This is a genomic window from Sphingomonas sp. IC081, assembly GCF_006874585.1.
Classification (GTDB): Bacteria; Pseudomonadota; Alphaproteobacteria; order Sphingomonadales; family Sphingomonadaceae; genus Novosphingobium.
Window position 1 is genome coordinate 751,355 of sequence record NZ_CP029761.1, and the last position, 24,182, is coordinate 775,536.

22 protein-coding genes are annotated in these 24,182 nt (G+C 66.0%); 9 read left to right on the forward strand and 13 right to left on the reverse strand.

All coding sequences use genetic code 11. The features are described from left to right. Positions 1-32: 32 nt before the first annotated feature. Both istA and istB read left to right on the forward strand, forming a co-directional pair. Positions 33-1,547 carry an IS21 family transposase gene (istA, locus tag DM450_RS03695; RefSeq protein ID WP_142632652.1) on the forward strand — a complete coding sequence of 505 codons (1,515 nt, stop codon included), beginning with the start codon at positions 33-35 and terminating at the stop codon, positions 1,545-1,547. Further along, positions 1,534-2,262, forward strand: a complete 729-nt coding sequence (gene istB, locus DM450_RS03700; protein ID WP_013831348.1) for an IS21-like element ISSsp4 family helper ATPase IstB — start codon at positions 1,534-1,536, stop codon at positions 2,260-2,262. The genes istA and istB overlap by 14 nt, the downstream gene beginning before the upstream one ends. Positions 2,263-2,733: 471 nt before the next feature. Here the strand turns inward: istB and DM450_RS03705 are convergent, their stop codons facing one another. Together DM450_RS03705 and DM450_RS03710 are read right to left on the reverse strand one after the other, a co-directional pair. Then, a complete protein-coding gene (locus tag DM450_RS03705) occupies positions 2,734-2,970 on the reverse strand; it encodes a response regulator transcription factor (RefSeq protein ID WP_142632653.1) in 237 nt (78 codons plus the stop codon). A 112-nt stretch (positions 2,971-3,082) separates the two neighbouring features. Then, positions 3,083-3,916, reverse strand: a complete 834-nt coding sequence (locus DM450_RS03710) for an IS5 family transposase (protein ID WP_142632654.1) — start codon at positions 3,914-3,916, stop codon at positions 3,083-3,085. Positions 3,917-4,559: 643 nt separating this feature from the next. On the opposite strand from DM450_RS03710, the gene DM450_RS25700 reads away from it, so the two are divergent. The 4 genes from DM450_RS25700 (at position 4,560) to DM450_RS03735 (ending at position 8,981) form a co-directional block, all read left to right on the forward strand. Further along, positions 4,560-5,348: a hypothetical protein gene (locus DM450_RS25700; RefSeq protein WP_185928699.1), complete on the forward strand. Its 789-nt coding sequence runs from the start codon at positions 4,560-4,562 to the stop codon at positions 5,346-5,348. 93 nt (positions 5,349-5,441) lie between these two features. Then, positions 5,442-5,831, forward strand: coding sequence for a hypothetical protein (locus tag DM450_RS03725; protein WP_142632657.1), 390 nt, complete (start codon positions 5,442-5,444; stop codon positions 5,829-5,831). 258 nt (positions 5,832-6,089) lie between these two features. Beyond that, entirely contained in the window at positions 6,090-6,809 is a 720-nt protein-coding gene (locus DM450_RS03730) for a TorF family putative porin (RefSeq protein ID WP_142632658.1), read from the forward strand. A gap of 24 nt (positions 6,810-6,833) precedes the next feature. Continuing rightward, positions 6,834-8,981, forward strand: a complete 2,148-nt coding sequence (locus DM450_RS03735; RefSeq protein ID WP_142632659.1) for a methyl-accepting chemotaxis protein — start codon at positions 6,834-6,836, stop codon at positions 8,979-8,981. Positions 8,982-9,056: 75 nt separating this feature from the next. Here the strand turns inward: DM450_RS03735 and DM450_RS03740 are convergent, their stop codons facing one another. From DM450_RS03740 to DM450_RS03770, 7 genes are all read right to left on the reverse strand, one after another. Beyond that, a complete protein-coding gene (locus tag DM450_RS03740; RefSeq protein WP_142632660.1) occupies positions 9,057-11,261 on the reverse strand; it encodes a penicillin acylase family protein in 2,205 nt (734 codons plus the stop codon). Between the two features lie 62 nt (positions 11,262-11,323). Beyond that, complete coding sequence (locus DM450_RS03745) at positions 11,324-13,108, reverse strand: methyl-accepting chemotaxis protein (RefSeq protein ID WP_260610152.1); 1,785 nt, start codon at positions 13,106-13,108, stop codon at positions 11,324-11,326. A 99-nt stretch (positions 13,109-13,207) separates the two neighbouring features. Next, positions 13,208-14,065, reverse strand: coding sequence for a CheR family methyltransferase (locus DM450_RS03750; RefSeq protein ID WP_142632661.1), 858 nt, complete (start codon positions 14,063-14,065; stop codon positions 13,208-13,210). Further along, positions 14,056-15,162, reverse strand: coding sequence for a chemotaxis-specific protein-glutamate methyltransferase CheB (cheB, locus tag DM450_RS03755; protein WP_142632662.1), 1,107 nt, complete (start codon positions 15,160-15,162; stop codon positions 14,056-14,058). The genes DM450_RS03750 and cheB overlap by 10 nt, the downstream gene beginning before the upstream one ends. An 11-nt stretch (positions 15,163-15,173) precedes the next feature. Beyond that, positions 15,174-15,539, reverse strand: a complete 366-nt coding sequence (locus DM450_RS03760) for a response regulator (RefSeq protein ID WP_142632663.1) — start codon at positions 15,537-15,539, stop codon at positions 15,174-15,176. A 55-nt stretch (positions 15,540-15,594) separates the two neighbouring features. Beyond that, positions 15,595-16,050, reverse strand: coding sequence for a chemotaxis protein CheW (locus DM450_RS03765; protein ID WP_142632664.1), 456 nt, complete (start codon positions 16,048-16,050; stop codon positions 15,595-15,597). Positions 16,051-16,052: 2 nt separating this feature from the next. Continuing rightward, a complete protein-coding gene (locus DM450_RS03770) occupies positions 16,053-18,392 on the reverse strand; it encodes a chemotaxis protein CheA (RefSeq protein WP_142632665.1) in 2,340 nt (779 codons plus the stop codon). Between the two features lie 239 nt (positions 18,393-18,631). Here DM450_RS03770 and DM450_RS26135 point away from each other — a divergent pair, with 239 nt between their 5' ends. Together DM450_RS26135 and DM450_RS03780 are read left to right on the forward strand one after the other, a co-directional pair. Beyond that, complete coding sequence (locus DM450_RS26135) at positions 18,632-18,949, forward strand: hypothetical protein (RefSeq protein ID WP_242526210.1); 318 nt, start codon at positions 18,632-18,634, stop codon at positions 18,947-18,949. 125 nt (positions 18,950-19,074) lie between these two features. Further along, positions 19,075-19,440, forward strand: a complete 366-nt coding sequence (locus tag DM450_RS03780; protein WP_142637458.1) for a response regulator — start codon at positions 19,075-19,077, stop codon at positions 19,438-19,440. Between the two features lie 46 nt (positions 19,441-19,486). On the opposite strand, the gene DM450_RS03785 is transcribed toward DM450_RS03780, so the two are convergent. Together DM450_RS03785 and rlmN are read right to left on the reverse strand one after the other, a co-directional pair. Continuing rightward, positions 19,487-20,410 (reverse strand): formylglycine-generating enzyme family protein, encoded by a 924-nt coding sequence (locus DM450_RS03785; protein ID WP_142637460.1) that lies wholly within the window; start codon positions 20,408-20,410, stop codon positions 19,487-19,489. A gap of 158 nt (positions 20,411-20,568) precedes the next feature. Then, positions 20,569-21,891, reverse strand: a complete 1,323-nt coding sequence (rlmN, locus tag DM450_RS03790) for a 23S rRNA (adenine(2503)-C(2))-methyltransferase RlmN (RefSeq protein ID WP_185928700.1) — start codon at positions 21,889-21,891, stop codon at positions 20,569-20,571. Positions 21,892-22,167: 276 nt separating this feature from the next. On the opposite strand from rlmN, the gene DM450_RS03795 reads away from it, so the two are divergent. Beyond that, entirely contained in the window at positions 22,168-22,836 is a 669-nt protein-coding gene (locus tag DM450_RS03795) for an outer membrane protein (protein ID WP_142632666.1), read from the forward strand. A gap of 52 nt (positions 22,837-22,888) precedes the next feature. Here the strand turns inward: DM450_RS03795 and DM450_RS03800 are convergent, their stop codons facing one another. Both DM450_RS03800 and DM450_RS03805 read right to left on the reverse strand, forming a co-directional pair. After that, a complete protein-coding gene (locus tag DM450_RS03800; protein WP_242526209.1) occupies positions 22,889-23,413 on the reverse strand; it encodes a hypothetical protein in 525 nt (174 codons plus the stop codon). A gap of 42 nt (positions 23,414-23,455) precedes the next feature. Further along, on the reverse strand, positions 23,456-23,968 hold the full coding sequence (locus DM450_RS03805; RefSeq protein WP_142632667.1) for a TPM domain-containing protein: 513 nt from the start codon (positions 23,966-23,968) through the stop codon (positions 23,456-23,458). Positions 23,969-24,182 lie beyond the last annotated feature (214 nt).

Here is a 24,182-nt window from a genome sequence, read left to right on the forward strand (position 1 = left end):
CGCCGTTTCGGTTCCGGACGGCGGGTACAGGGATGTTGGTTGTGGAGACGATTACGAGGATCCGTCGGGAGCACCGGGACGGTAAGCCGATCAAGGCGATAGCGCGGGATTTGCGGCTGTCGCGCAACACGGTGCGCAAGGCGATCCGGGCGCCGAACGCGGATGCCAGTTACGAGCGCAAGGAACAGCATCGGCCGCAGACCGGCCCTTTCAGCACTCGCCTGGAAGAACTGCTTGAAGAGAACGAAGGGCTGCCCCGGCGTGACCGGCTTCGCATGACGCGGATCCATGATCTGCTTCAGCGCGAAGGGTTTGGCGGCTCTTATGACGCTGTGCGGCGCTATGCTGCACGCTGGAAGCGTGAGCGTCGCGTTGACGCCGGCGATATGACCAAGGCGTTCATCCCGTTGATGTACCGGCCCGGCGAGGCTTACCAGTTCGACTGGAGCCATGAGGACGTCGAGATCGCCGGCAAGCCAATGCGCGTGAAGGTCGCGCATATGCGGTTTTGCTGGTCACGGGCACCATTTGTCCGTGCCTATCCTCGCGAGACGCAAGAGATGGTGTTCGACGCACATGCCCGCGCCTTTGCCTTCTTCGGTGGGATTCCGACGCGCGGCATCTACGACAATATGAAGACGGCGGTGACGACGGTGTTCACCGGCAAGGAACGCCTGTTCAACCGGCGGTTTCTGATCATGACGGACCACTATCGCGTTGAGCCGGTGGCCTGTAGTCCTGCCGCAGGGTGGGAGAAGGGTCAGGTCGAGAACCAGGTTCAGACCAGTAGGGAGCGCCTGTTCAAGCCGCGCCTGCGCTTTGCCAGCCTCGAGGAACTGAACATCTGGCTGGAAGCCGAGTGCCGGCGCTGGGCGGAACGCAACCAGCATCCTGACCAGGAAGGCATGACGATCGCGCAGGCGCTGGAGGTGGAGCGGCCGATGCTGCAACCGCTACCGGTTCCCTTCGACGGGTTCTTCGAGAGCGAACACGTAGCCAGTTCGACGTGCCTCGTGAGCTTCGATCGCAATCGGTACTCGGTGATGGCAAAGGCGGCCCATCAGGCTGTGCAGGTGCGGGCCTATGCAACGCGCATCGTGATCCGCTGCGACGGCGCTGTCGTGGCCGAACACGAACGGGTCTTCGGCCGGAACCAGACAATCTTCGATCCATGGCACTACCTGCCCATCCTCGCCCGCAAGCCCGGTGCGTTGCGCAATGGTGCTCCCTTCCAGGACTGGGCTCTCCCACCTGCACTGGCCCAATTGCGGCGTAAGTTGGGCAAGGGCGACGATGCCGACCGGCGCTTTGTACGCGTCCTCGCCGCTGTCCCCGAAGATGGCCTGGAGGCTGTCGAGGCCGCAGTGCGCGAGGCACTCAGCGCCGGTACTATCAGCGACGAGATCATCCTCAACATCCTGTCCCGTCGCCGCGAGCCTCATGATGCCCAGGCTATGGACGTCGTCGTCAACCTGAAGCTCAAGCATCCGCCAGAGGCGAACTGCGGCCGCTACGATACCGTGCGAGACCTCGATGCAGCGGCATGAGATCATGGCCGCCCTCAAGGGGCTGGGGCTCAAGGGCATGGTGGCGGCCTTCGATGATGCCGTCACCAACGGCATCCGCCGAGACAGAACGGTCATGGAGATGTTGGGCGACCTGTTGCGTGCGGAGACGGCGCACCGGGATGCGGCATCGATCCGTTATCGCATGACCGCAGCCAAGCTTCCGGCGATCAAGGACCTGGATGGGTTCATGTTCGATGGCACGCCGATCAACGAAGGACTGATCCGCTCGCTTCATACGGGCTCGTTCCTGCCGGAACGGCGCAATATCGTGCTGATCGGCGGAACAGGCACGGGCAAGACTCATCTGGCTCTCGCCATCACCGCCGCAGTGGTGCGCGCCGGTGCCAGAGGCCGATACTTCAATACGGTCGATCTGGTGAACCGGCTTGAGGAAGAGGCTCGCCTGGGCAAGGCCGGCAGCCTTGCCACCCAACTCTCGCGGCTTGATCTCGTGGTGCTTGACGAGCTCGGCTACCTGCCGTTCGCCCGGTCCGGTGGCCAGATGCTCTTCCACCTGATCAGCAAGCTCTACGAAAAGACCTCGGTCATTATCACGACCAATCTCGCCTTCGGCGAATGGCCGAGCGTCTTCCACGACCCCAAGATGACCACCGCTCTTCTCGATCGCATCACGCACCACTGCGACATCATCGAGACGGGCAATGACAGCTGGCGGTTCAAAAACCGGAACTGAGCCGAAAACCCCTTCCCCCGGACCCCCATCCCCGGCGGTTAACCCGGTGGGTCAACAGGGACCTCCCACGGACGCCGCCGCCAGCACACCTGACGGTGCGCGTCGTCGTCCGTGGGCCCCTCCTATCGACTACCGGGATAACCGCCAGACTACCGAAAGGTGGGGTCAATATTGGGCGCCGATAGGGGGTCAGTTTTGCGCGCCGGTTGACACGGTCAGATCGGCAAATCCGAACAGTCCTGAAGGCGGAAGCTGCAGGCGCGGCCTTTTGGACCATGCGCACGAAGGGAAGGAGTGGAACAAGTCCCTGTTCCGATCCTTCCTGGCGCAGCAATGGGTTTTTTGCGCAGTCCCTGCGCGGCTCGCTATTGACCGCCATCCCGAACCAAAGCGCCTCTGGGCGGACAATCTGCCGGCCCAGAGGCGCTTTGGTTCGATCGGTTGGTCATTTGGGCGCCAGATAGGGCGCGCCTAGAGGTATTCCGGTTCCACTTGCAGCATGCCCTTGCAGAGCAGATGCGCGATCATGTGGGTGCGGTTGCGCGTTCGAGTCTTCAGTCGGACGTTTTCGACGTGCCGGGCAACCGTACAGGCTGCGATTTCGAGCTCTATGGCGATTTCCTTCGCCGATAAACCTCGTGCAACCAATTGGAGTACTTCGATTTCGCGTGAAGTTAGATGTTCACAATCATCCCACAAGGATTCCATGTCGCTCCCTCCCTACACAAAACTAAGCGACTCGATTTTCGACTCCCCTCGATGGTGCCTTGTATGCTGATTGGCGTTTACGTGTAACCTGAGAGCCCGATTCAAAAGTGTCTCAAGCGTAGCAATATCTTGCGGTTCTGCGGATGAGCATGCGGATAGAAGCGATCGTGGCCCAGGCGGTAGACGAGGCGATGGTCGCCTCCCAGTCCTTTGCGAGGCGGCGGCACCGCCCCAGCCAGGCGAACGTGCGCTCGACGACCCAGCGGCGCGGGAGGACTTCGAAGCCCTCGGCCTTGTCGGAACGCTTGATGATCTCGATTACCCAATTCCCGACTTTGGCGAGTGCTCTCCTGAGCTTGTCTCCGGCGTAGCCACCATCGGCGAAGATATGGCGCAGCCAGGGGAAGCGCTGGCATATGCCTTTGAGCACGTCGACGGCGCCATCACGGTCCTGAATATCGGCGGTGTGCACGAGGATGGAGATCAGAAAACCGGAGGTGTCGGTCAGGATATGACGCTTGCGGCCTTTGACTTTCTTGCCCGCGTCATATCCACTCGGGCCGCCGCTTTCGGTCGTTTTCACGCTCTGGCTATCGATGATGCCCGCACTGGGAGAGGCTTCGCGCCCCTCGATCTCTCGCAGGTTCATGACCAGCAGCGTGTTCATCACCTCGAACAATCCCGCGTTACGCCAGGCGTAGAAATAGCGCCGAACCGTCGAGACCGGTGGAAAGCACTTGGGCAGCAGGCGCCAGGCACACCCGGCCGAAGCCAGATAGAGCAGCGCGTTGGCCACTTCGCGCATATTCGTGCTGCGCCGCCGACCGCCTTGCTTTGCCGGGGGAATGAACGGGGCCACCAGCGCCCACTCCTTATCCGTCATGTCGCTTGGATAACGCAGTCCCTTGCGGCTATGCTCCTCTCGAGCAATGCCAGTCCATGCCATTGATCACTCCATCTCTCGCAAGGACGGCGTGAATCATAACATGCTGGTATTGCTCAACAACTTTTGGATCGGGCTCTGAAACTGTCCACCATTGACCGCAGTGAATGGACTGTCCTGGCCAGGGGCAGGGGGTTTTCTATTTCATAACATCGAGATGCGCCCGAATGATACTTAGGTATTGGTGCGTATTGTGCTGTTAAATTGACCCATTTGACATCGGGGGCTTTCGGGAACAACTTATGCCTCGCAGTTTCGGGCTGTGCCAAGAAACAGGGCAAATCCAAAAATAGAATATTCGGAGTGTTATGTAATCACTCGGGATATTCATGTGCTCGGACACTCCGTGCCAGGGAAATTCGCACTTAATACACCATGCTGTGCGGCGCGTTTCGTGCTTGTCAGCTGGGGTGTAGGCGGTGCCTTACGACCCGGACACCCGGTGCCTTGAACACTCTCTGTGCCGTTTGATGGTTCTGATTTTCCGAATTTTTCGGAGCGGATCAGTGCGTCCAGTGGATATCAAGTGAGTTCTTTTCACCGCCCGGGAGGGCTTGGAATAGGGGTTACGGTCATGAAAAGGAACGTGCACTCGCACATTGTTGCAGTCTCGATAGTACTTGCGGCAACTGTATCGCCGCAGGTCATGGCTCAGACGACGACTTCAGAAAGCGGAAGTAATTCTGCAGCAAACTCTGGATCTTCGTCGGGAGCAACGTCGTCGAGCAATCCGACCAACATCAATGCGCCGGTTAACGAGCAGGGGAACCTGACCTCGACCAGTTCCTCGGGATCGAACGCCGTTTCCGGTTCCACGTCGGGCTCGAATTCGAACCAGACGCAGGGTCAGGAAGCCAACAACTCCCAGACGCAGGGGCAGATCCAGGGGCAGACGGCAACGTCGACGAACCAGCAAGGGGTTGCCGTCACGTTCAATTCGACCAACCATCGCACCCAGAAGGTCTACACCAACAACGCCGTGCCGCTGGCCGCATCGAGCAGCTTCAGCAGCGACTATTGCGGCGGCACGGCCAGTGGCGGTGCCAGTGCGGCGCCGATCGGCATCAGCATCGGCGGATCAGGTCCGGTCTTCGACAAGTCCTGCCAATCGCTGCGCCGCGCCGAAAAGTTCGGCATGGCTGCGGCCAATGCCTCCAACCTGGGGCAGCCGGAACTGGCAGGGCGGCTGATGTCGATGATGATCTGGTCGATCTGCACCTCCGATAGCGCCGGTCCCAAGCCCGACAAGTCCACCGCGCAGGCTTGTTCCGCGCTGGGCCTCATGGGCAGCGGCGTCTCGGAACAGGCCATGCCAGGGCCGGTGCCGGAAGCCGCCGTGCAGACGCCGGCGGGCTATCCCACGCCCGAGGCGGCATCGCGCCAGCCTGCGGACGCCACCGGCGATCCCCGTCTGAACGTGGCGATCGCCCGGTAAAAATCACCAAGTTTTCGCCTTTTTACAGTCCCATGGTGGGGCGCGGACTGTGAAACTCATTCTTTTTACGCCCCCTGAGAATGGAGAAGGATCATGATGAAGAAGGCTCTTGTTTCGGTCGTCGCCAGCATGGCTCTCGTTTCCCCGGCCATGGCGGCCCAGGCTGGTATCGCCGTTGGCGGCGCCACCTCCTCGTCCACCAGCGGTGCCAGCGCATCGAGCGTGGGCAGCAGCGGATCGCTGCTGTTCGGCACCACCACGCAGCAGTCCACTGCCGGTGCCAATTCGAACGGCTCGGGTGTTGCCGTGATCAACGGCAACAACACCGGCAGCGCCAGCAACCAGACCTCGACCACCGGTCAGCAGGGCAGCTCGACCTCGCTGGGCTTTGCCGGTTCGCAAAATGGCAACACGGCTGGCGCTTCGGGCGGCTCGTCGGCTTCGACCGGCCTGCTGGGCGGCTGGATCTTCGTTCTCCCCTGACCGCGAGACGGGAGCTTCGGCTCCCTGTCCGGGCCCATCCAGTAACCCCGGTTGGCCCGAAGGGTGCGGCGGACATTCGTGTCCGCCGCACTTTTCGCGTTTGCTGGCGGCTACATCGGCCCGGGCTATCGGCGGCGCGGACAAGTAGTGCGCACATTCGCAGCGGCTGCCGCGGCTGTTTCCGCCGCCTTCGGCGCGGGGAGGGGGAAGCCATCCTATAATGGCAAGGTCTGTCAACGTCCCGGGAAGAGGACTTTCATGCGTCTTGCCGTTCTTTCGGGGTTCGCCCCGATTGCCATGCTATTTTCCGCAATCGCCCCATCTCAAGCGCAGGCCCAGGAGGAAGTACCGGCCATCACCGTTTCCGGCGGTATCACGCTGATCAGTGACTACCGCTTTCGCGGCATATCGCTGACCGGCAAGGATCCCGCCGTGCAAGGCACCATCAACCTTTCGCACAAGAGCGGGGCCTACCTGGGTACCTGGTCGTCGTCGCTCGGCATGGGTGACCGCTACGGCCCGACCGAGGTCGACTTCTACGGCGGCTGGGCCGGTTCCGTCGCCAAGCGGACCAGCCTTGACGTTGCGCTGGCCTACTACAGCTATCCTGGCGGGGAAGGCAGCGGGAAGATCGAGTACTTCGAGACCACCGCCAAGCTGACTCATGACTTTGGCCTGCTGCGCGCCACGCTGGGCAGCGGCTACAGCTGGGACCAGGCCGCGCTCGGCGGCGATCATCTCTATCTTTACGGCGAGACGGCGGTCCCGGTTCCCGGCACGCCGATCACTTTCAAGGCCCATGGCGGCCGCAGCAAGGGCGCGATCAGCCCCAAGTCCGGCGGCTACTATGACTGGCAACTGGGCGCCGACGTCGCGCTCGGCAAGCTGACTTTCGGCCTGTCCTATATCGATACCGACCTCAGCCGCGGCGCGCAGGCCGACGGCGCCGCGCTGCTGTCCCTCAGCGCCGCATTCTGATCCCGTTTCCGCTGGAGCTTCATGATGACTGACCTGTTCAACCGCCTGCACATAGCGGGCAAGCTGATGACGGTCGCCGGCCTGGCGATCGCTGTCCTGCTGGTGCTCGGCTTCTCCGCCGTCGTGTTCGAGACCGGCACCGCCGTCGGCAAGCTTTCCGACGATGCCGCGATCGCCCAGGCCGATGCCGAGGGCAATCAGGTCAAGGCCGATATCGCCACGTTCGAGGCAACCGCGCGGGCGGAGGCCTCGGCGCTCGGCAAGATGCACGCTTCCGGCGCGCGCGATCGCGGCACTGCGCTGGCGGTTCTCAAGACCGACCTGCTCGAATCCAAGGCCGCTCTGGGTAGCTGGGTGATGATCGTGCCCGATCAGTGGGACGGTCCCGACGCGGGCAAGGGCGGACGTCCCGGCTCGTCGCCGAACGGCAACTTCACTCCTTATTGGGTGAAGAGCAACGGCGTTCTCACCCAGCAGCCCAACAACGAGGAGGGGGCATACGAAAAGCCCTACTTCAAGGCCGCCTTCGACAGCGGCAAGGGCGCCATCGTCGATCCTTATGCTTATGAACTCGACGGCAAGCAGGTGCTGATGACCTCGATCACCCAGCCGGTGCGCTCGGGCGACAAGGTGATCGGCGTTGCCGGTGTCGACATGGAACTGGGCTCGATCGCGGAGCGTCTCGGCGCGCTGAAGCCATTCGGCACGGGCCGGGTCATGCTGCTGTCGTCCTCGGCGATGTGGGTGTCGAACCCTGATGCCGCCTTGCTGGGCAAGGCCTATGAAGGCGCGGGGCTCGACGAAGTGAAGGCGGCGCTGGCATCGGGTGAGACCCGGGTCCTGCCGAACCTCGACGTTGCCGGCGTGCCGACCCGCCGCGTGGTTCGTCCGATCCATCTCGACAACCTCAACACCACCTGGGCGCTGGTGCTCGACGTTCCCGAGGCGACCGTGGCCGCTCCGGCGCGCACGATCGCCTGGCAACTGGTGCTGGGCGGCCTGGTCATCGTGGCCGCCGTGCTTGCCAGTCTGTTCTTTGCCGCCGGCGGCATCATCGGCCGTCCGATGGCGAGGCTGAGCGATGCGGTCGACCGCCTTGCCGGCGGTGAGAACTGCGCGATCCCCGAACTCGACCGTCAGGACGAGATCGGCACGATGGCGCGTGCTGCCGACGTGTTCCGCCAGGCTGCCGCCGACCGCGCCGAGGCCGACCACCGCGCTGCCGAAGAGCAGAAGATCGTCACCACCGCCATCGGCGCCGGGCTCGACGCACTGACGCGGGGCGATCTGACTGCCGAGATCACGGCGGCGTTCCCGGCCGGTTATGCCGCGCTCAAGGCCAACTTCAACGCCGCGCTCGGCGAACTGCGCCGGATGATCGGCGCCGTCGCGCTCAGCGCCGGGGGCATCCGTTCGGGCTCGATGGAAATCGCGCAGGCCTCCGAAGACCTGGCGCGCCGTACCGAAGCCAATGCCGCCAGCCTGGAAGAGACCTCGGCCGCGCTGGTGCAGATCGACCAGCGCCTCAAGGCCTCGGCCACGGCTTCGGCGCAGACCGTCAGCCGCGCCGACGAAGCCCTTGCGACCGTTACCAGCGGCCGTTCCGTCGCCGGGGAGGCCGTCGCAGCGATGGACCGTGTCAGCCGGAGCGCCAAGGGCATCGACCAGGTGATCGAGGGGGTCGACAAGATCGCCTTCCAGACCCGTGTTCTCGCCATGAATGCCGCGGTCGAGGCGGGCCGCGCCGGGGATGCCGGTCGCGGCTTCGCGGTGGTGGCCGATCTTGTCTCGGCGCTCGCGATGCGGGCCGAGGAAGAGGCCAAGCGTGCGCGTGACCAGCTTACCGTGACGCAGACCGACATCGTCACTGCGGTCGATGCGGTGCAGCGCGTCGATGGTGCCTTCGAGCATATCTCGGGCGGTGTCGGCGAAGTGCACAAGCTGCTCGGCCAGATGGCCGAGGACAACCAGGCGCAGTCCACCGCGATCAGCCAGATCAGCGTGGCGGTCTCGACCATGGACCAATCGACCCAGCAGAACGCGGCGATGGTGGAGGAAACCTCCGCCGCCGCCCGCAACCTGACGACCGAGGCGGGTTCGCTCAACGATCAGGCGGCGCGTTTCGATACCGGCGAGATGCGTGGCCCGACCCGGCTGGCCTACGTGGCCTGACGGGCGCCGAGCCAGTGTTCGGGTAAAAGAGAAGGCCCGCGGATCGCAAGGATCCGCGGGCCTTTTTGCATTGGCTCATTCGCCCGGCGTGTAGGCCCGGGTCACGTGTCCGCTGAGATCCTCGGGATAGAAGTAGACCGGCCGCAGCGCGCCGTCTGCATAGCGCTGGGCCTGATCGCGGAAATGCGGCGAGGCCGGATCGCCGCTCTCGCCGCCTGCACTCACGGCCCAGGCGCGCACCTTGGGACCGAATTCGACTACGGCGACAAAGCTGTTGCCGCTGGTGCCGTAATACTTCTTCGTGTTCGGATAGGGCTTGGCCCCGAACGAGGCGAGCGAGCCCCAGATTGCCGAGGTGAACGGCACCGGGATTGACGCCTGCGCATCGTCGAAATGAGGTTTGATGGCGGCGTCGAGGCGCTGGAAGCGATTGACCTCGCCCCAGGCCACTTGCCAGCCGCCGAAGTCCCGCGTCAGCCGCGCCGCCGCTTCGGACAGTGCGGCAAGGCGCTGTTCGGGGGTGGTGCGGCGGGCGATGTAGTCGGGCAGGTTGAGCCGGGCTTTCTTCGCATCGGCGTTGAACTTGCCGCCCAGCGTATCGCCCCAGAACACCGCCAGCGTGGTCTCCTTCGACTGGGCGCTCCAGCGGCAATCCCATGCCCGCAGCAGGGTGATCGGCGCGGCAAGGGCGGCTTTGAGCGGATCGCTGGCGGGAAGGGCGTCGTAATCGGCAGCAAGCTGCGGCAGCAGCACCGCGAAGGCGGGCAGGTGGCTGTCATAGGCGGCGGCGATCAGGCGCTGGGGCGTGAAGTCGTGCTTGCCGGTCAGCACTTCGTCGGCGTGGACGCCGCGATAGTTGGGACCGACCTGATCCATGTAGCGGGGAAAATCAGCCGCCTTGGGGCTGTCCGGCCCGGCTGCGTCCCAGGGCCAGTCATTGGTGTTGTGGACCCAGCCGACCTTGGGATCGAGCACGTTGGGCAGGGTCTTGACGGCGTGCAGGCCCTTCCAGTCGGTGGCCGGATCGGCGCCGTCGACCGGCTCGCGATAGTCGAAGCGATTGTCGCGCAGGGGAACGAACTGCGGGTGCAGGTAGGCGATCTCGCCCTTGGCGTCGGCCAGCAGGGTGTCGTTGGAGGAATTGGCCTGCGCCTCGGCGACCTTCATGTAGGAGGCAAGGTCGCTGGTCTTGGTGCGCAGCCAGCTTTGCTGAAGCGCCGGGATCGGCTTCCACATCAGCGCCTCGGCAATCCACTTGCCCTCCGCCTCCGCCACGATCGGGCCGTGGTGGGTGCGATAGGTGGTGAAGCTGCGCGCGGCCAGGGTGCCGTCCGCCTGGCGGAAGGAGAGCGTGACCTCGCGGGTTTCCACCGGGCGCAGTTCCTTGCCGTAGCGGTAGACGGTGCGGCCGTCCTTGCTCTCGATGGTCTCGGCGAACTGGTCGATGTTGTCGACGGTCGAGGAGGTGTGCATCCAGCCGATCTTCGGGTTGAAACCCTGATAGATGAAGAACTGGCCCCAGGTGGAGGCGCCATAGGCATTGAGCCCGGCATCGCTGGTCATCTGCAGTTCGGCGCGGAAATAGAAGCTGGTGTGCGGGTTGATCAGCAGCAGCGCATGGCCGTTGGCGGTGTTGGCCGGGGCGATGGCGATGCCGTTGGAGCCGCTCGGCTCCTTCACCAGCGCGCCGGTTTCCAGCGCGGTGCGGGGCACGCGGCGATGCTCATAGAAGCCCTGGAGCTGGGTCAGCGAGATCTGCTCGATGTCGCCGCCGATGCTGCCTTCGGTGAAGGAAAGCGCCATCCACGGCTCGAACCGGGTGAGCACCCTGGGTTTCACCGCGGCATGGGTGGCGAGGTAGTAGTTGAGCCCGTCCGCCCAGCTGTCCATCAGCGCGCGCAGCCATTGCGGGCTCTGGCGATACTGTGCCTTCAGGTCCTCGGGGTCGACGAAGAGGCGCTGGCGCAAGTCCTGCCAGATCGCGCTTTCACCTTCGGCTTCCGCCGTGCGGCCGAGCGCGGTGAGGTAATTGGCCTCGATGCGGGGAAAATCGTCTTCCGCCTGGGCATAGATCGCGCCGAACACCGCATCGGCGTCGCTCTTGCCGTGGACGTGGGCGATGCCCCAGTCATCGCGGGTGATCGTGACGCGCGCGGCCTCTGCCTTCCAGCGCGCCAGCTCCTGCGGAGTTGCGGCCTGAGCTGCGAAAGGAACGGTAAGCGCGGCGAGAATGGTGCCGGTAGCGAGAACCCTGCGAGCGGGGCGAAATTTGCGATCCATGCCTCTGAGCTATCGCCCGAAAGGCCGCCGGGCAAGCCTGTAGGGCAGGCCCGGCCCATTGCCTATTCGGCGGCTTCGACCTCGCGTTCCCAGTCGTGCTGGACGGGATAGGTCGAGATGCGTTCCTGCGGCATTTCCGGGCTGCGGATCGATCCGAGGAAGCGTTCGACCTGACTCTTCAGGATCGCGGCCTGTAGCTGGAGTTCGGTGGAGGAGGTGAGCACTTGCGAGGCGGCCGCGCCGGTCGCCAGCGAGGTCTCGCGCACGTCCTCCACGCGGCCCGTGACATCGTCGGTGCTGCGTGCGGCAAGGTCAATGCTGCGGGCCAGATCCTGTCCGGCCACCGATTGCTGGTCGACGGCGGCGGCGATGGAAACCGAAGTCGCCTCGAGCTGCGCGACGTCCTCGGCGATGGCGCGCAGCGCCGCGACGCTGCCGGTGGTCGAGGCCTGGATCTCGCCGATCTGCGCGGCCACTTCGTCGGTCGCCTTGCTGGTCTGCGCGGCCAGTTCCTTGACCTCGGCGGCGACGACCGCAAAGCCGCGCCCGGCCTCGCCCCCGCGCGCCGCCTCGATCGAGGCATTGAGTGCGAGCAGGTTGGTTCGCTGCGCGATCGAGTGGATCAGCTTGACGATCTGGCCGACCTGTTCGGCCGAGACGGCCAGCTTGGCTATCGTGGCATCGGCATTGGCAGTGGTCTCGCTGGCCTGCCGCGCCAGTTCGGCGGAGGTCGCGGCCTGACGGCTGATCTCGTGGATCGACATGGCGAACTCGTCGCTGGCGGCAGCGGCGGCGGTGACGCCGGCGGAGGCCTCACCCATCGCGGTGGAGACTTCGCTGGTGGTGGCGGCGGCGTGTTCGGCGGACTTTGCCATCGACGAGGCGGTCGTCTGCAACTGGCTGGAGGCGGAAGCGACGCCGGTGACGATCTCGCCCACGCTCTGTTCGAACTTCTCGGCGAGGTCGAGCACGATGCGCTTGCGCTGGTCGCGCGCCATCTCGCGTTCGCGGCGCAGGTCTTCCTGGCGGGCGATCTCGGCCTCGGCGGTGAGGGCAGCTTCCTTGCGCAGCTTGTCGAGGCGCAAGTAGCCGCGCCGGAAGGTTTCGAGCGAGCGGGCCATGTCGCCGATCTCGTTGACCTGATCGGTGCCGGGCACGTCGATCTCGCGGTCGCCCTCGGCCAGCTTGACCATGGCGTCGGCCATGTCGGCGAGCGGGCCGGTGATGTTGCGGCGGGTGGTGACGAGGGCAAAGACGCCGTTGAGCGCGGCGAGCAGGGCAAAGGCGAACATCGTCGCCTCGGTCCAGCCGATGAAGTGATCGCGGCTCTGCTCCACCGCCTGGGTGCGCTGGGCGAGCACGTCCTTGATCTGCGCGACCTGGCCCGAGATCGTGTTCATCGCCAGCGCCGGATCGGCGGCGGGGCCGGCGGCGGCAAGCTGGCCGTTGAATTCGTTCAGGGCGGGGGTGAGCCGGTCGAACAGCAGGTCGATGCCCGGATCGGCATTGTCCAGCGCGACGCGGGCCCGGGCCAGCTTGTCGCTGGCGGATTTTACCAGCGCCTTCGTGGCATTGGCGCGCAGGGTGTTGTCGCCTGCCGCATGGACGGCGTCGAGCTGCTGCATGGCCTGGGCGATGTCGCTCCAGGCATCGGCGGCGGCGAGGGCGGAATCGTGCAGCTTCGCGGTCAGCGCGGCATCGTCCTGCACTTTGGTCAGCGCCGCGCAGGCGAGACCTGCAATGACCACCGACATGGCCAGGAAGATGCAGATGATGATGCGGATCTTGGTGACGATCGACCGGCGCCAGAACCAGTCGCGCTTCGAAGCAGGAGCTTCTTCGCTCATTGCAGCTTTTCCCCTGAAGCGCCGCGGTCCTTTGCGAATGTTGCCGGACCTTGGCGAACCCATGGGGCAAATGCCTAGGCAGTTACGCTTAAATAAGACTTAAGCGGCGCGCGTGCGGCGCAGGCCCCGGGCGTGGCGGAAGAAGCCCGGCGCGCCGCGTTCGGGGGCGAGCCGGTCAGTCAGGCCATGCGTCGTCTCGCCCGCGCCCAGCATCAGCCAGCCATCGGGGGCGAGCACCGAGGCGATGCGGGCAAAGGCGCGCTCGCGCGTTTCCGCATCGAAGTAGAGCAGGACATTGCGGCACAGCACGATGTCGAAGGTCTGCATCTGGCCGCCGGGCAGCGGCGGCAGCGGATCGAGCAGGTTGTGCTCCTCGAAGCGGATCATCCGGCGCAGCCGCTCGCGCACGCGCCAGCCTTGCGCGGTCTCCTCGAACCAGGCGATCATCTCGCCCATGGCCAGGCCGCGCTGGACCTGGAACGGGGTGTAGCAGCCCTTGCGCGCAACCTCGATCACCGAGCCGGACACATCGGTGCCCAGGATCGAGATCGTCCAGCCTGCCCAGCGCGCTTCCTGGCTGGCCAGCAGCATCGCCAGCGTCAGCGGCTCCTGCCCGGTCGAGCAGCCGACCGACCAGATCGTCAGCGTGCGGGTCTCGGCGCGGGCCTGTGCGAGGGCGGGCAGGATCCGCTGGTCCAGCGTTTCGAAGAAGGCGCGGTCCCGGAAGAAGTAGGTCTCGTTGTTGAGCAGCGCCTCGACCATCTGGCGCGCAAGCGTGGTCTGGCGCGAGGGCGAGAAAGTGGCGACCAGCTGGTCCACGCTCTTGATGCCATATTCGCGGCAGAGGGCGGAAAGGGCGGAGCCGATGCGCCAGCGGCGGTTGTCGGGCAGTTCCTGTCCGGTGCGCGCCTTGAGCAGTTCGGCGAGCAGCCGTTCGGATGCGAGGCTCACTTGCATGGGAGCATTCCCGTCGCGGCGACCACCCGCTGGGCGAGTTGTTCGGGCGGCAGCACGGCGCTGGCGAGACCGGCCTCGGCGACGGCGCGCGGCATGCCCCAGACGGCAGAGCTGGCCTCGTCCTGCGCGAGGATGGTGCCGCCTGCCGCAACCAGCCGCGCGGCGCCGAGCACGCCGTCGCGGCCCATGCCGGACAGCACGATGCCGAGCGTGCGGTCGCCCGCGTGCTCGGCGAGCGAGGCCAGCATCGTGTCGAGCGAGGGCAGGCAGCCGCTGGGCGCCGGCGTGCGGTCGAGGCGGACAAGCAGCCTGTCGTCCTCGCGGCGCAAGGCCATATGCGCGTCGCCCGGAGCGATCAGCACGCAGCCGGGGCGCAGCGGCATGTCGTCTTCGGCGAGCAGCGTTTCGCAGCCTGAAGCGGCGCGGATCTGCCGGGCAAAATAGGGGATGATCGCCGGGGGCAGGTGCTGGGTGATGAGCACCGGCACGTGGGATTGTCGCGGCATGGCCGCGAACAGGCTGGCGAGCGCATGGACACCGCCGGTGGAGGCGCCGATGGCGATGACTTCGGCGGGTTTGCGGTTGAAGCTGGCGGCAGGGGCGCGGGGCGGCGGGGCTGCCACGATCGGGCGCGGGGCCTCGCTGGCGCGGGGCGAGGGTTGGCCCAATTCGCGGACCTTGGCGATCAGCATGTCGCGGTAGTCGCCGTGGAAGCCGCGCGCGGCGGGCTTGGGCAGGGTGTCCGTCGCGCCAAGCGCGAGCGCGGCCAGGGCATGTTCGCCGCCGTCGAGGGTGAGCGAGGAGACCACCAGGATACGCGCGCCGCGGGCACGCGCGATGATCCGGGGCAGGGCTTCGAGGCCGCCGATGCCGGGCATGTCGAGATCGAGCAGGATCACGTCGACGCGGTTGGCGGCAAGCACCTCCAGCGCAGCCTCGGCGCCATTGGCGGCGGCCACGACTTCCAGCCCGTCGGCGCCGCCGATCATGCGGGTGAGGGCGGTGCGCGCGACCAGCGAATCGTCGACGATCAGCAGGCGTACCGGGGGGAGAAGGCTGGGGCGAACCACGCGGCAGCGCAGGGACGTGGCGGGCATCGCGGCAGGGCTCAGGCGACGCCGACCAGTTGCAGTTTCATGTGCAGCGTTTCGTGGTCGAACGGCTTCATCACGTATTCGTCGGCCCCGGCCGCGATGGCGGCCTCGATATGCGCGGTGTCGCTTTCGGTGGTGCAGAACACCACCTTGGGCTGGTTGGCATGGCCGGTCCGGCGCAGCAGGCGCAGGAACTCGATCCCGCTCATCACCGGCATGTTCCAGTCGAGCAGGATCACGTCGGGCATCTGGCTTTCGCAGCGGACCATGGCTTCCTGTCCGTCGCAGGCCTCGCTGACGGTAAAGCCGAGCGCCTCCATCGACTGGCGCGAGAACTTGCGGATCATCCGCGAGTCGTCGACGATGAGGCAGGTTTTCATGGCTGGTTTCCTTGTCCCGGACTTGAGACCCTAGGTGTTTTACGTAACCAAGAACTTAAGCGGCCTCTGCGCCGGCGGAATTGTCAGCCGGACCGCCGGCGATCAGCGCGGCGACGTCGGCCACCAGCAGCGGCCCCAACGCCGTCTCGACCAGACCGTGCGACATTGCCGCCCAGTTGCCGTCCATCCGCGCGCGCACCGGTTCGGGTGTGCTCCAGGCCTCGGTCACGTCTTCCACTTCGTCCACGAGCAGCGCGTAGGAATGGCCTTCGTGCACGATCACCGCAGCGGGCGCGCCGGCCTCGATCCGGGCGCTGTCGCCAAGACCCAGCGCGCGGCGAGCGTCGATCACCGTCAGCACCCGGCTGCGCAGGCCCGAGAGCCCGGCGATGTGCGGCGGCGCACAGGGCACCGGCGTCAGCAGTTCCAGCGTGATGACCGACTGCACGTCACGCGAACGCAGCGCCGCGCGGCGACCGGCGAGAGTGACGACGACAAGCAGTTCCTTCATGGTCAGCCCCTCCCGGCATGGCGGCGCAGCGCGCCCATCAGGGCGGCCTGGTCGTAGCGGTAGATGCTGGCCTCGCTGCCGGTGCAGTCGGTCTCGTCCGGCTCGGTGCGCAGGCGAATGACCTCGCGGGCCGGGGAGGCCGCCTCATTACCGGCAAGGATGGCAAGATCGGCTTCCTCCGGCGCATCGTCGGCGATCACGCGGTAACCCGCGGCCTCGACCATCGGGCGCACGAAGTTCTGGATCCAGGCATCGCCAGCGGGCAGGCGGCAGACCGGCTGCACCGCGCGCGGCGGGCTGCCTGAATGGCGGGCGAAGAGTTGGTAGGGGGCGACGATCCGGGTCGCGACACCGTCGATCAGCACGATCGGGTCTTCGTCCTCGGCCCCGCCCGCAGCGATCACGGCGGCATCGACATCACGGATGTCCAGTGCCTCGGTGACGGCATAGGCCAGTTCGCGGTGGCCATCGGTAAGGCGCAGCAGCCGCAGGGTCTCGCCGGCCTCGCCCAGCGAGGCGAGCCCGGCGAGGGGCAGGATAGTCTCGCGGATGGTCACCAGCGTGCGTTTGCCCTCGATCGTCACGGCACTGCGCGCGACTTCCTCCAGCCGGTCGAGCACGCCCACCGGCATCGCGCGGCGGGTGCCGTCGAGCGCGTCGAACAGCAGCACCTGCATCGTGCGGCGGGGCAGGGCAGGTCCGCTATCGGGCAGCCGCGCGCGCCGTTCGAGCGCATCGACGGCCAGCCCGCCGACGCGGGCAAGACCGCTCACTTCGAGCAGCAGGATCGGATGGCCGTCGTCGGTCAGTGTCGTGCCGGCATAGAGGCCGGTGGCGATGATCGCGGGCGCGGCGGGCTTGATGACCAGTTCCTCGTGACCGAACACTTCGTCGACGATCAGCGCGAAGTAGCCGCCGCCGGCATGGCGCAGGACGATGACCGGGCGCGAGGCGTCGGCAGCCTTGTCCGAGAGCCGCAGCACCTTCGTAGCGGCAAGGCAGGGCAGGCGGCGGTCGCGGATGCGGGCCAGCATGGCGCCGCCCACTTCGTCGATCTCCAGCGTGCCTTCGGCCAGGTGGACGATCTCTTCTACCGAACTGCGCGGGATCGCGAAGCGCTGGCCGCCGATGCCGACGGTGACGGCGGGAATGATCGTCAGCGTCAGCGGCACGCGCATGGTGACGCGGGTGCCCGTGCCGGGCGTCGAATCGATCTCGATGGAGCCGCCGATGCGTTCGATGTTGGCGCGCACCACGTCCATGCCGACGCCGCGCCCGGAAATGGCGGTGACGGTTTCGGCGGTGGAAAGCCCGGCCTCGAACATCAGTTCGTAAGCCTGCGCGCGTGAGAGCTGTGCGGCTTCGGCCGGGCTGACGATACCGGCGGCGACGGCCTTTTCGACAAGGCGGGCCTCGTCGATGCCGCGGCCGTCGTCGACCACGTCGATCAGGATCTTGTTGCCGGTCTGGCGGGCGGAGACCGAAAGCCGTCCGACTTCGCTCTTGCCGATGGCGCGGCGGGTGGCGGCGCTTTCGAGGCCGTGGTCGATGGCATTGCGCACGATATGGGTGAGCGGGTCGCGGATGATCTCGACCATCTCGCGGTCGAGTTCGACCTCGTGGCCGGCAATCTCGACATGGGCCAGCTTGCCGAGTTCGCCGGTAAGATCGCGGACCATGCGCGGCAGGCCGGAAAACAGGCTCTCGATCCGCTGCATGCGGGTGCGGGTCATCGCGTCGCGCACCTCGGCGATGATTGCGGAGAGGCGCTCGAACGGTTCGTGGACTTGCGGTTCGACCACGCCTTCGCGCAGGCGGCGGGCGAGTTCGTTGCGCGCCAGCACCATGTCGGAGACGCCGCTCATCACCTTGTCGAGCAGTTCGACCGGGATGCGGATCGTGCGCTGGGGCTGGGCGGTGCGGGGGGTGTTCTGCGTAGCGGGAGCCGTCGGCGCGAGCGCGGTGACGGGGGCGACCGCGGGTTGCAGCGCGGCGGTCAGTGCCTCGTCACCGCCGTCGGGGAAGATCTCGCCCGCCTCGATGGCGTCCACCATGTCGCCGATGCGGTCGACCACGGCGAGCACCGCGCTGACGAGGGCGGCATCGGCGCCGCGCCGACCGGCGCGCACATCCGACAGCGCGTCCTCGGCCGCATGGCTCAGCGCGCCGAGGCGGGGCAGGTCGACGAAGCCGCAATTGCCCTTCACGGTGTGGACGAAGCGGAAGATCGAATCGAGGCGCGCGCGGTCGCCCGGATTCTCTTCCCAGGAAATCAGTTCGCCGCCCAGCGCTTCCAGCATTTCGCGGGTTTCGGCGACGAAGTCTTCGAGCAGTTCGTCCATATTGCCCCCAGTGCCCCTTGGCGTGCCCTTCGGCGTGCCCCTCGGCACCATACTTGGGGCTTATGCGGCGGAAGAAATTAACCAAGCGTATAGGGCCAGTGCATTCGTTCGAGCCCGGAAACGCGGGCCGGGGCGGCGAACCGGTGCGGTCCGGCCGGGACGGCGCGAGAGATTGGTAAAATTTCCTTTTCAGCAAGGATTTCCCCCTAGCTTGCCGGACAAGCGAAGGAGACCGTTCGTTGATCGAGATCGAAGTCCAGAACGAGACACGCCAGACGCAGGAGACCGTCCGGTTCGCCGCCGTGCCCCGCATCGGCGAGGGCGTGCGGCTGCAGGATCCCGATGGATTCTGGGTTTCCTACGATGTCGTCGACTTGTGGTACCAGAAAGCCGAGTTCGGCGAGATCTGGGTGCCGTTCATTCACGTGCGGATGACGCCTTCGGAAATCGTGCCCGAATCGCTTCCGCACCCGCCGGTACTGGCCGAGGACAAGCAGGAAGTGATCGAGACCGCCAAGAAGGTCGCCCGGATCCTGCAGGCCAACGAGAACGCATGAGCAGGGGAGTCAATGTCATGCTGGAAGGTCTGATCAAGCGCTCCCAGGGGTCGGCCCCGCGTGCAGTTGAATCGGCGCCTGCGCTCGAGGCACCTGCCGCTACCGAAGCACCACGGGCACCTGGCGTGCGGCGCGGGCTGATCGTCGACGATTCGCGGGTGATCCGCAAGGTCTCGCGCCGCATCCTGGAGGCGCTGGGCTACAGCGTGACCGAGGCCGAGAACGGCGAGGAAGCACTGGCCAAGTGTGTGCAGGCCATGCCCGACCTGATCCTGCTGGACTGGAACATGCCGCTCATGGGCGGCCTTGAATTCGTGACCGCCCTTCGCGGCATGCAGGCGGCCTGCCAGCCCAAGGTGGTGTTCTGCACCACCAATTCGGACAATGGCGATATCCGCAAGGGCATCGAGGCGGGCGCCGACGAATACGTCATCAAGCCGTTCGATCATCACACCCTGCACCGCAAGCTTCAGGGCATCGGCGCAGCGTGAGATCCGGTGCCGTGAAATTCGCCGGTGGCGAATGTTCCAACGGACTTCACGCCTGTGCGCGCACCACGCAGCGAAAGCCGATGTGGCTGGTGGCGGTGTCGATCATCTCGGGATGGCGGGCAGCCGGGCGGTAGCGCTGGCAGTAGTTCGCGGCGCAGAGGTGCGAACCGCCCTTCAGCACCTTGCGGCCGATGCGCACCTGCGGCTGCGCGGGGTCGAAGCTGTCCTTCAGCTTGCCGCCGCGCGGATTGCTGAGCGCGCAGCACGAGCCGCCTTTCTTGACCTCGGGACGCTCCGACCACCAGTCGCGCGTCCATTCCCAGGTGTTGCCGATCATGTCGTAGAGGCCGTAGCCGTTGGCGGGAAAGCTGCGCACCGGGGAGGTGCGTTCCCAGCCGTCGAGGCACTGGTTGGCGAAAGGGAACAGGCCCTGCCAGTAATTGGCGAGCATCTGCCCTTCGGGCGCCAGTTCGTCGCCCCAGGCAAATTCGGCGCCGTCCAGCCCGCCGCGCGCCGCGAATTCCCATTCCGCCTCGGTCGGCAGGTCCTTGCCTGCCCACCCGGCATAGGCCTCGGCATCGGCGTGGCTGACCTGGACGACGGGATGGTCCCAGAGGTCCAGCGTGTCGAGATCGCTGCCGGGGCCATGGGGATGACGCCAGGACGTGCCGAAATCGAAGCGCCACCAGTTGGCGGGATTGGCGGTGTCCACCGGTCCGCAGGTCTTGTGGAACACCAGCGATCCGGGCTGGGCCATTTCCGGGAGCATGCCCGGGTAGTCCCTGGGATCGGGCGCGATCTCGGCGACGGTGACATGGCCGGTCGCCTCCACGAAACGGGCGAACTGACGGTTGGTGACAGGCGTTTCGTCGATCCAGAAGGCATCGACCGACACGCGCCGCAGCGGTGCCTCTTCGGGGTAGAAACGCTCCGACCCCATGGTGAAGGTGCCGCCGGGCAGATGGATCATGCCGCGCAGGGCTTCGCTGCCTTGGGTCAGGGTTTCGGTCATTGCGGTTCTCTCCGGATGTCGCATCCGGTCTAGGGCCGCATCGAACTTACGCCAATCGCGTATTTCCGTTGCGGCCCCAAGCGAGGAACCGAGAGAGCCCGGAGACCGGCAGGCTCTCAGCCGAGCGCCACTTCCTTCTCGGCGTAGAGCCGTTCCAGTTCGGCGCGGCTCTTCTTTTCGGCGGCGGTCTTGAGCTGGCCGCAGGCGGCATCGATGTCGCGCCCGCGCGGGGTGCGCACCGGGGCCGAGATGCCGCCCTTGAACACGATGTCCGAGAACGCCTTGATCCGCTCCGGCGTCGAGCATTCGTACTGCGCGCCGGGCCAGGGGTTGAACGGGATCAGGTTGACCTTGGCGGGCAGGTTGAACTGCTTGAGCAGGCGCACCAGTTCGCGCGCGTCCTCGTCGCTGTCGTTCTTGTCCTTGAGCATCACGTATTCGAAGGTGATCCGGCGCGCGTTCGAGGCGCCCGGATAGTCGGCACAGGCCTGCAGCAGGTCCTCGATGCCGTACTTCTTGTTGATCGGCACGATCTCGTCGCGCACGTCCTTGGTCACCGCGTGGAGCGAGACGGCCAGGTTCACGCCGATTTCCTCGCCGCAGCGGGCCATCTGCGGGATCACGCCCGAGGTCGAGAGGGTGATGCGGCGCTTCGACAGGGCGAGGCCGTCCCCGTCCATGACCAGCTTCAGCGCGTCACGCACGTTGTCGAAATTGTAGAGCGGCTCGCCCATGCCCATCATCACGATGTTGGTGAGCAGGCGTCCGTCCGACGAGTAACCGCCGTCCTCGTCGTCGATCTCGGCGCCCCCGGATTCCGCACCGTCAACGCCGTCGCCGAAAGCGAAGTCCATGCGGCCCTTGGGCCATTCGCCCAGCGCGTCACGCGCCAGCATGACCTGGCCGACGATCTCGCCGACGGTCAGGTTGCGCACGAGGCGCATGGTGCCGGTGTGGCAGAAGCGGCAATTGAGCGTGCAGCCGACCTGCGAGGAGACGCAGAGGGTGCCGCGATCGGCGTCGGGGATGAACACCATCTCGAAATCGTGGGCGTCGGCGGTGCGCAGCAGCCACTTGCGGGTGCCGTCGCTGGAGTGCTGTGCCTCGACGATTTCGGGGCGGCCGATCACGAAACGCTCGGCCAGCCAGGGGCGCATGGTCTTGGCGATATCGGTCATCGCCTCGAACTCGGTCACGCCGCGGTGGTAGATCCAGTGGTAGACCTGCTTGGCGCGCAGCTTGGCGGCCTTGAGGTCCAGCCCGGCGCTTTCGAACAGGTCGGCAATGCGCTTCCTGGGCAGGCCCATGAGGTCGACGCGGCCGTCCTCGCGCGGGGTCACGCCTTCGACGATGCCGGGGCGCGGCACCGGAACGGGATCGATGTGCCCGGGGATCGGCATGGGGCCGGCCCCGGCGGAGCTGGAAATGGTGTCTGTCATGATTGCCGCGCCATATAGGGCAATTTGCGCGAAAGCGGAAGATACAGCGCAACACGATTGGCGGCAGGGGCGCGGCGGGGCGGTCGCGCGAACGCGCATGGCGCCCGGCCGGTTCCGCCCGGCCGACCCGCCACAGGCTCCGTCCATCGCACCAGTGTTGCTGAAAAACATCAATGATTTCGTTGTGTTATGTTCAGGAAACCGGCCCCGCCCGACAGGCATTTGACCAGTCCAGGCAGGCGAGACCTGCTCAAGAACAAGGACTGGAGTGACAACATGAAGAAGGCTCTTCTCTGCCTTACCTCGGGCGCAGCGATGATTTCGGTTCCGGCGATGGCGCAGGATGTCGCCCCCGTGCAGCCGTTCGAACAGTTCCACGTCGAGGCGCTGGCCGGTTACGATGTGACCCGCGCCGGTAGCAGCATCGACGACGATTCCAGCATCGACAACGACCAGTCGATCGACGGCCTGTCCTACGGCGTCGGCGCGGGCTACGATTTCCGCATGAACAACTTCGTCTTCGGTCCCGAGGCGGAAGTGACCTGGTCGACCGCCAAGACCAAGTTCGACAACGGCGATTTCGAAGGTTTCGGCATCGGCAACGTCAAGGCCAACCGCGACGTCTATGTCGGCGCGCGCCTCGGGTATGTCGTCGCGCCCAAGACGATGGTCTACGTCAAGGGCGGCTATACCAACGCCAAGTTCGACGTGCGCAATGCGGTCGGCACCGTCGATACCAAGCGTGACATCGATGCCGACGGCTGGCGGATCGGCGCCGGTGTCGAGCAGGCGATCAGCCACAACACTTTCGTGAAGCTGGAATACCGCTACTCGAACTACGGCAAGGGCGAGATCGACTATACCGGCGACATTCCCGACAGCCAGCGTTTCAACCTCGACCTTGACCGTCACCAGGTCATGGCCGGCGTCGGCGTGCGCTTCTGATCGTTGGCTGATGCCGGGAAAGGCGGTGGCTCCGGCTGCCGCCCTTTTCTGGCTATTGCGCCTTCGCGCAGCCGATCAGGGCGGCGTCCATCGCCGAAGCCGCGCCTGCCAGCGGCCAGGCGTTGACGAAGCGGTTGCCCTTCAGGTCGGTGGCGGTGACGGTCATGCGCGGGGCGGAGCGCATGGCCGCGACGATCGCGGCGTTGTCGCCCTCGTTGCGGGGCCATGCATCGCCGCCGCCGGCGATGAGCGGCCAGCGCTGCCCGCCGACATTGAGCGTGACGGTCGAGGGCTGCATGATCCGGCGCGAGAGGCGTACGTGCAACTGCCCGCGCGCCCCCCGGCGCGGCCAGGTGCCGATGGCGGCAAACGGCTGGTATTCACGCGCGGCCTGGCTGGGCTCGGCCATGGCGATGGCATAGCAGCGCGGCACCAGCGGATCGCGGAACGCGCCCCATGTGGCGTAGAGCCCCAGGCTCTCGCGTGCGCGCACGGGGGCCGAGCCGACAGCGCTGGCGGCGATGCAGGCGGCAAGCAGGGTGATGAGGCGGAACGGGCGACCGGATAGGCGTTTCATCGAGGCGCGCTCATGGCATGGTTTTGAAGGCATGCGAAGCGGTCAGTGCACCTGGCGGGAAAGGGCGGCGACACCTCTTTCAAGCCCTGCGCCAAAATCCCCGGCCCTGAAGCTGGGCAGCATGTCCCGGTCGATGATGGCCTGGCAGCGTTCGTCGGGAAGCTGTGCGGTCAGCCCGTCGCCCACGGCGATGCGCACCTTGCGTTCGTTGGGCGCGACCAGCACGACCACGCCGTCGTTGATGCCCTTGCGGCCGATGCCCCGGCGATTGCCCCATGCGCGGGCATAGGCGGCGATGTCCTTGCCGCCGAGCGACGGGGTCGTGACGACGACCATCTGGTGACGGGTTCGGTGTTCGAACGCCTTCAGGCTCTTGGCAAGACGCGCCTTGCTCGCCGGTGGCAGGACATGGGCCATGTCGCTCACGTAATCCCGCAGGTGGCTGGAAGCGGGCGCCGCGGCGGCACCGGCCGACATCGCCGCCGAGGGGTGCTGGCCGCCGGCAAGCAGGAGCGAAGCGCTGCAAAGCGCGATCAGTAACGGACGAACCCCCATGCACCGGTTCTGGCCGCGCGGCCGGGCCCGGGTCAAGCGGTTCACGCGACCTCGCGCAGGCCTTCGCCGACTTTCTTGCCATGCTTGCAATAGCCGTGGCCGTAGTCGCCCTTTTTACTGGGCCGGTCCTGCATGTCGATCACGCCCTCGGCAATCTCGCCGGTTTCCTGATTGCGCGGGTGGTCCGGGTGGGGGAATGGGCTGATGCCGCATC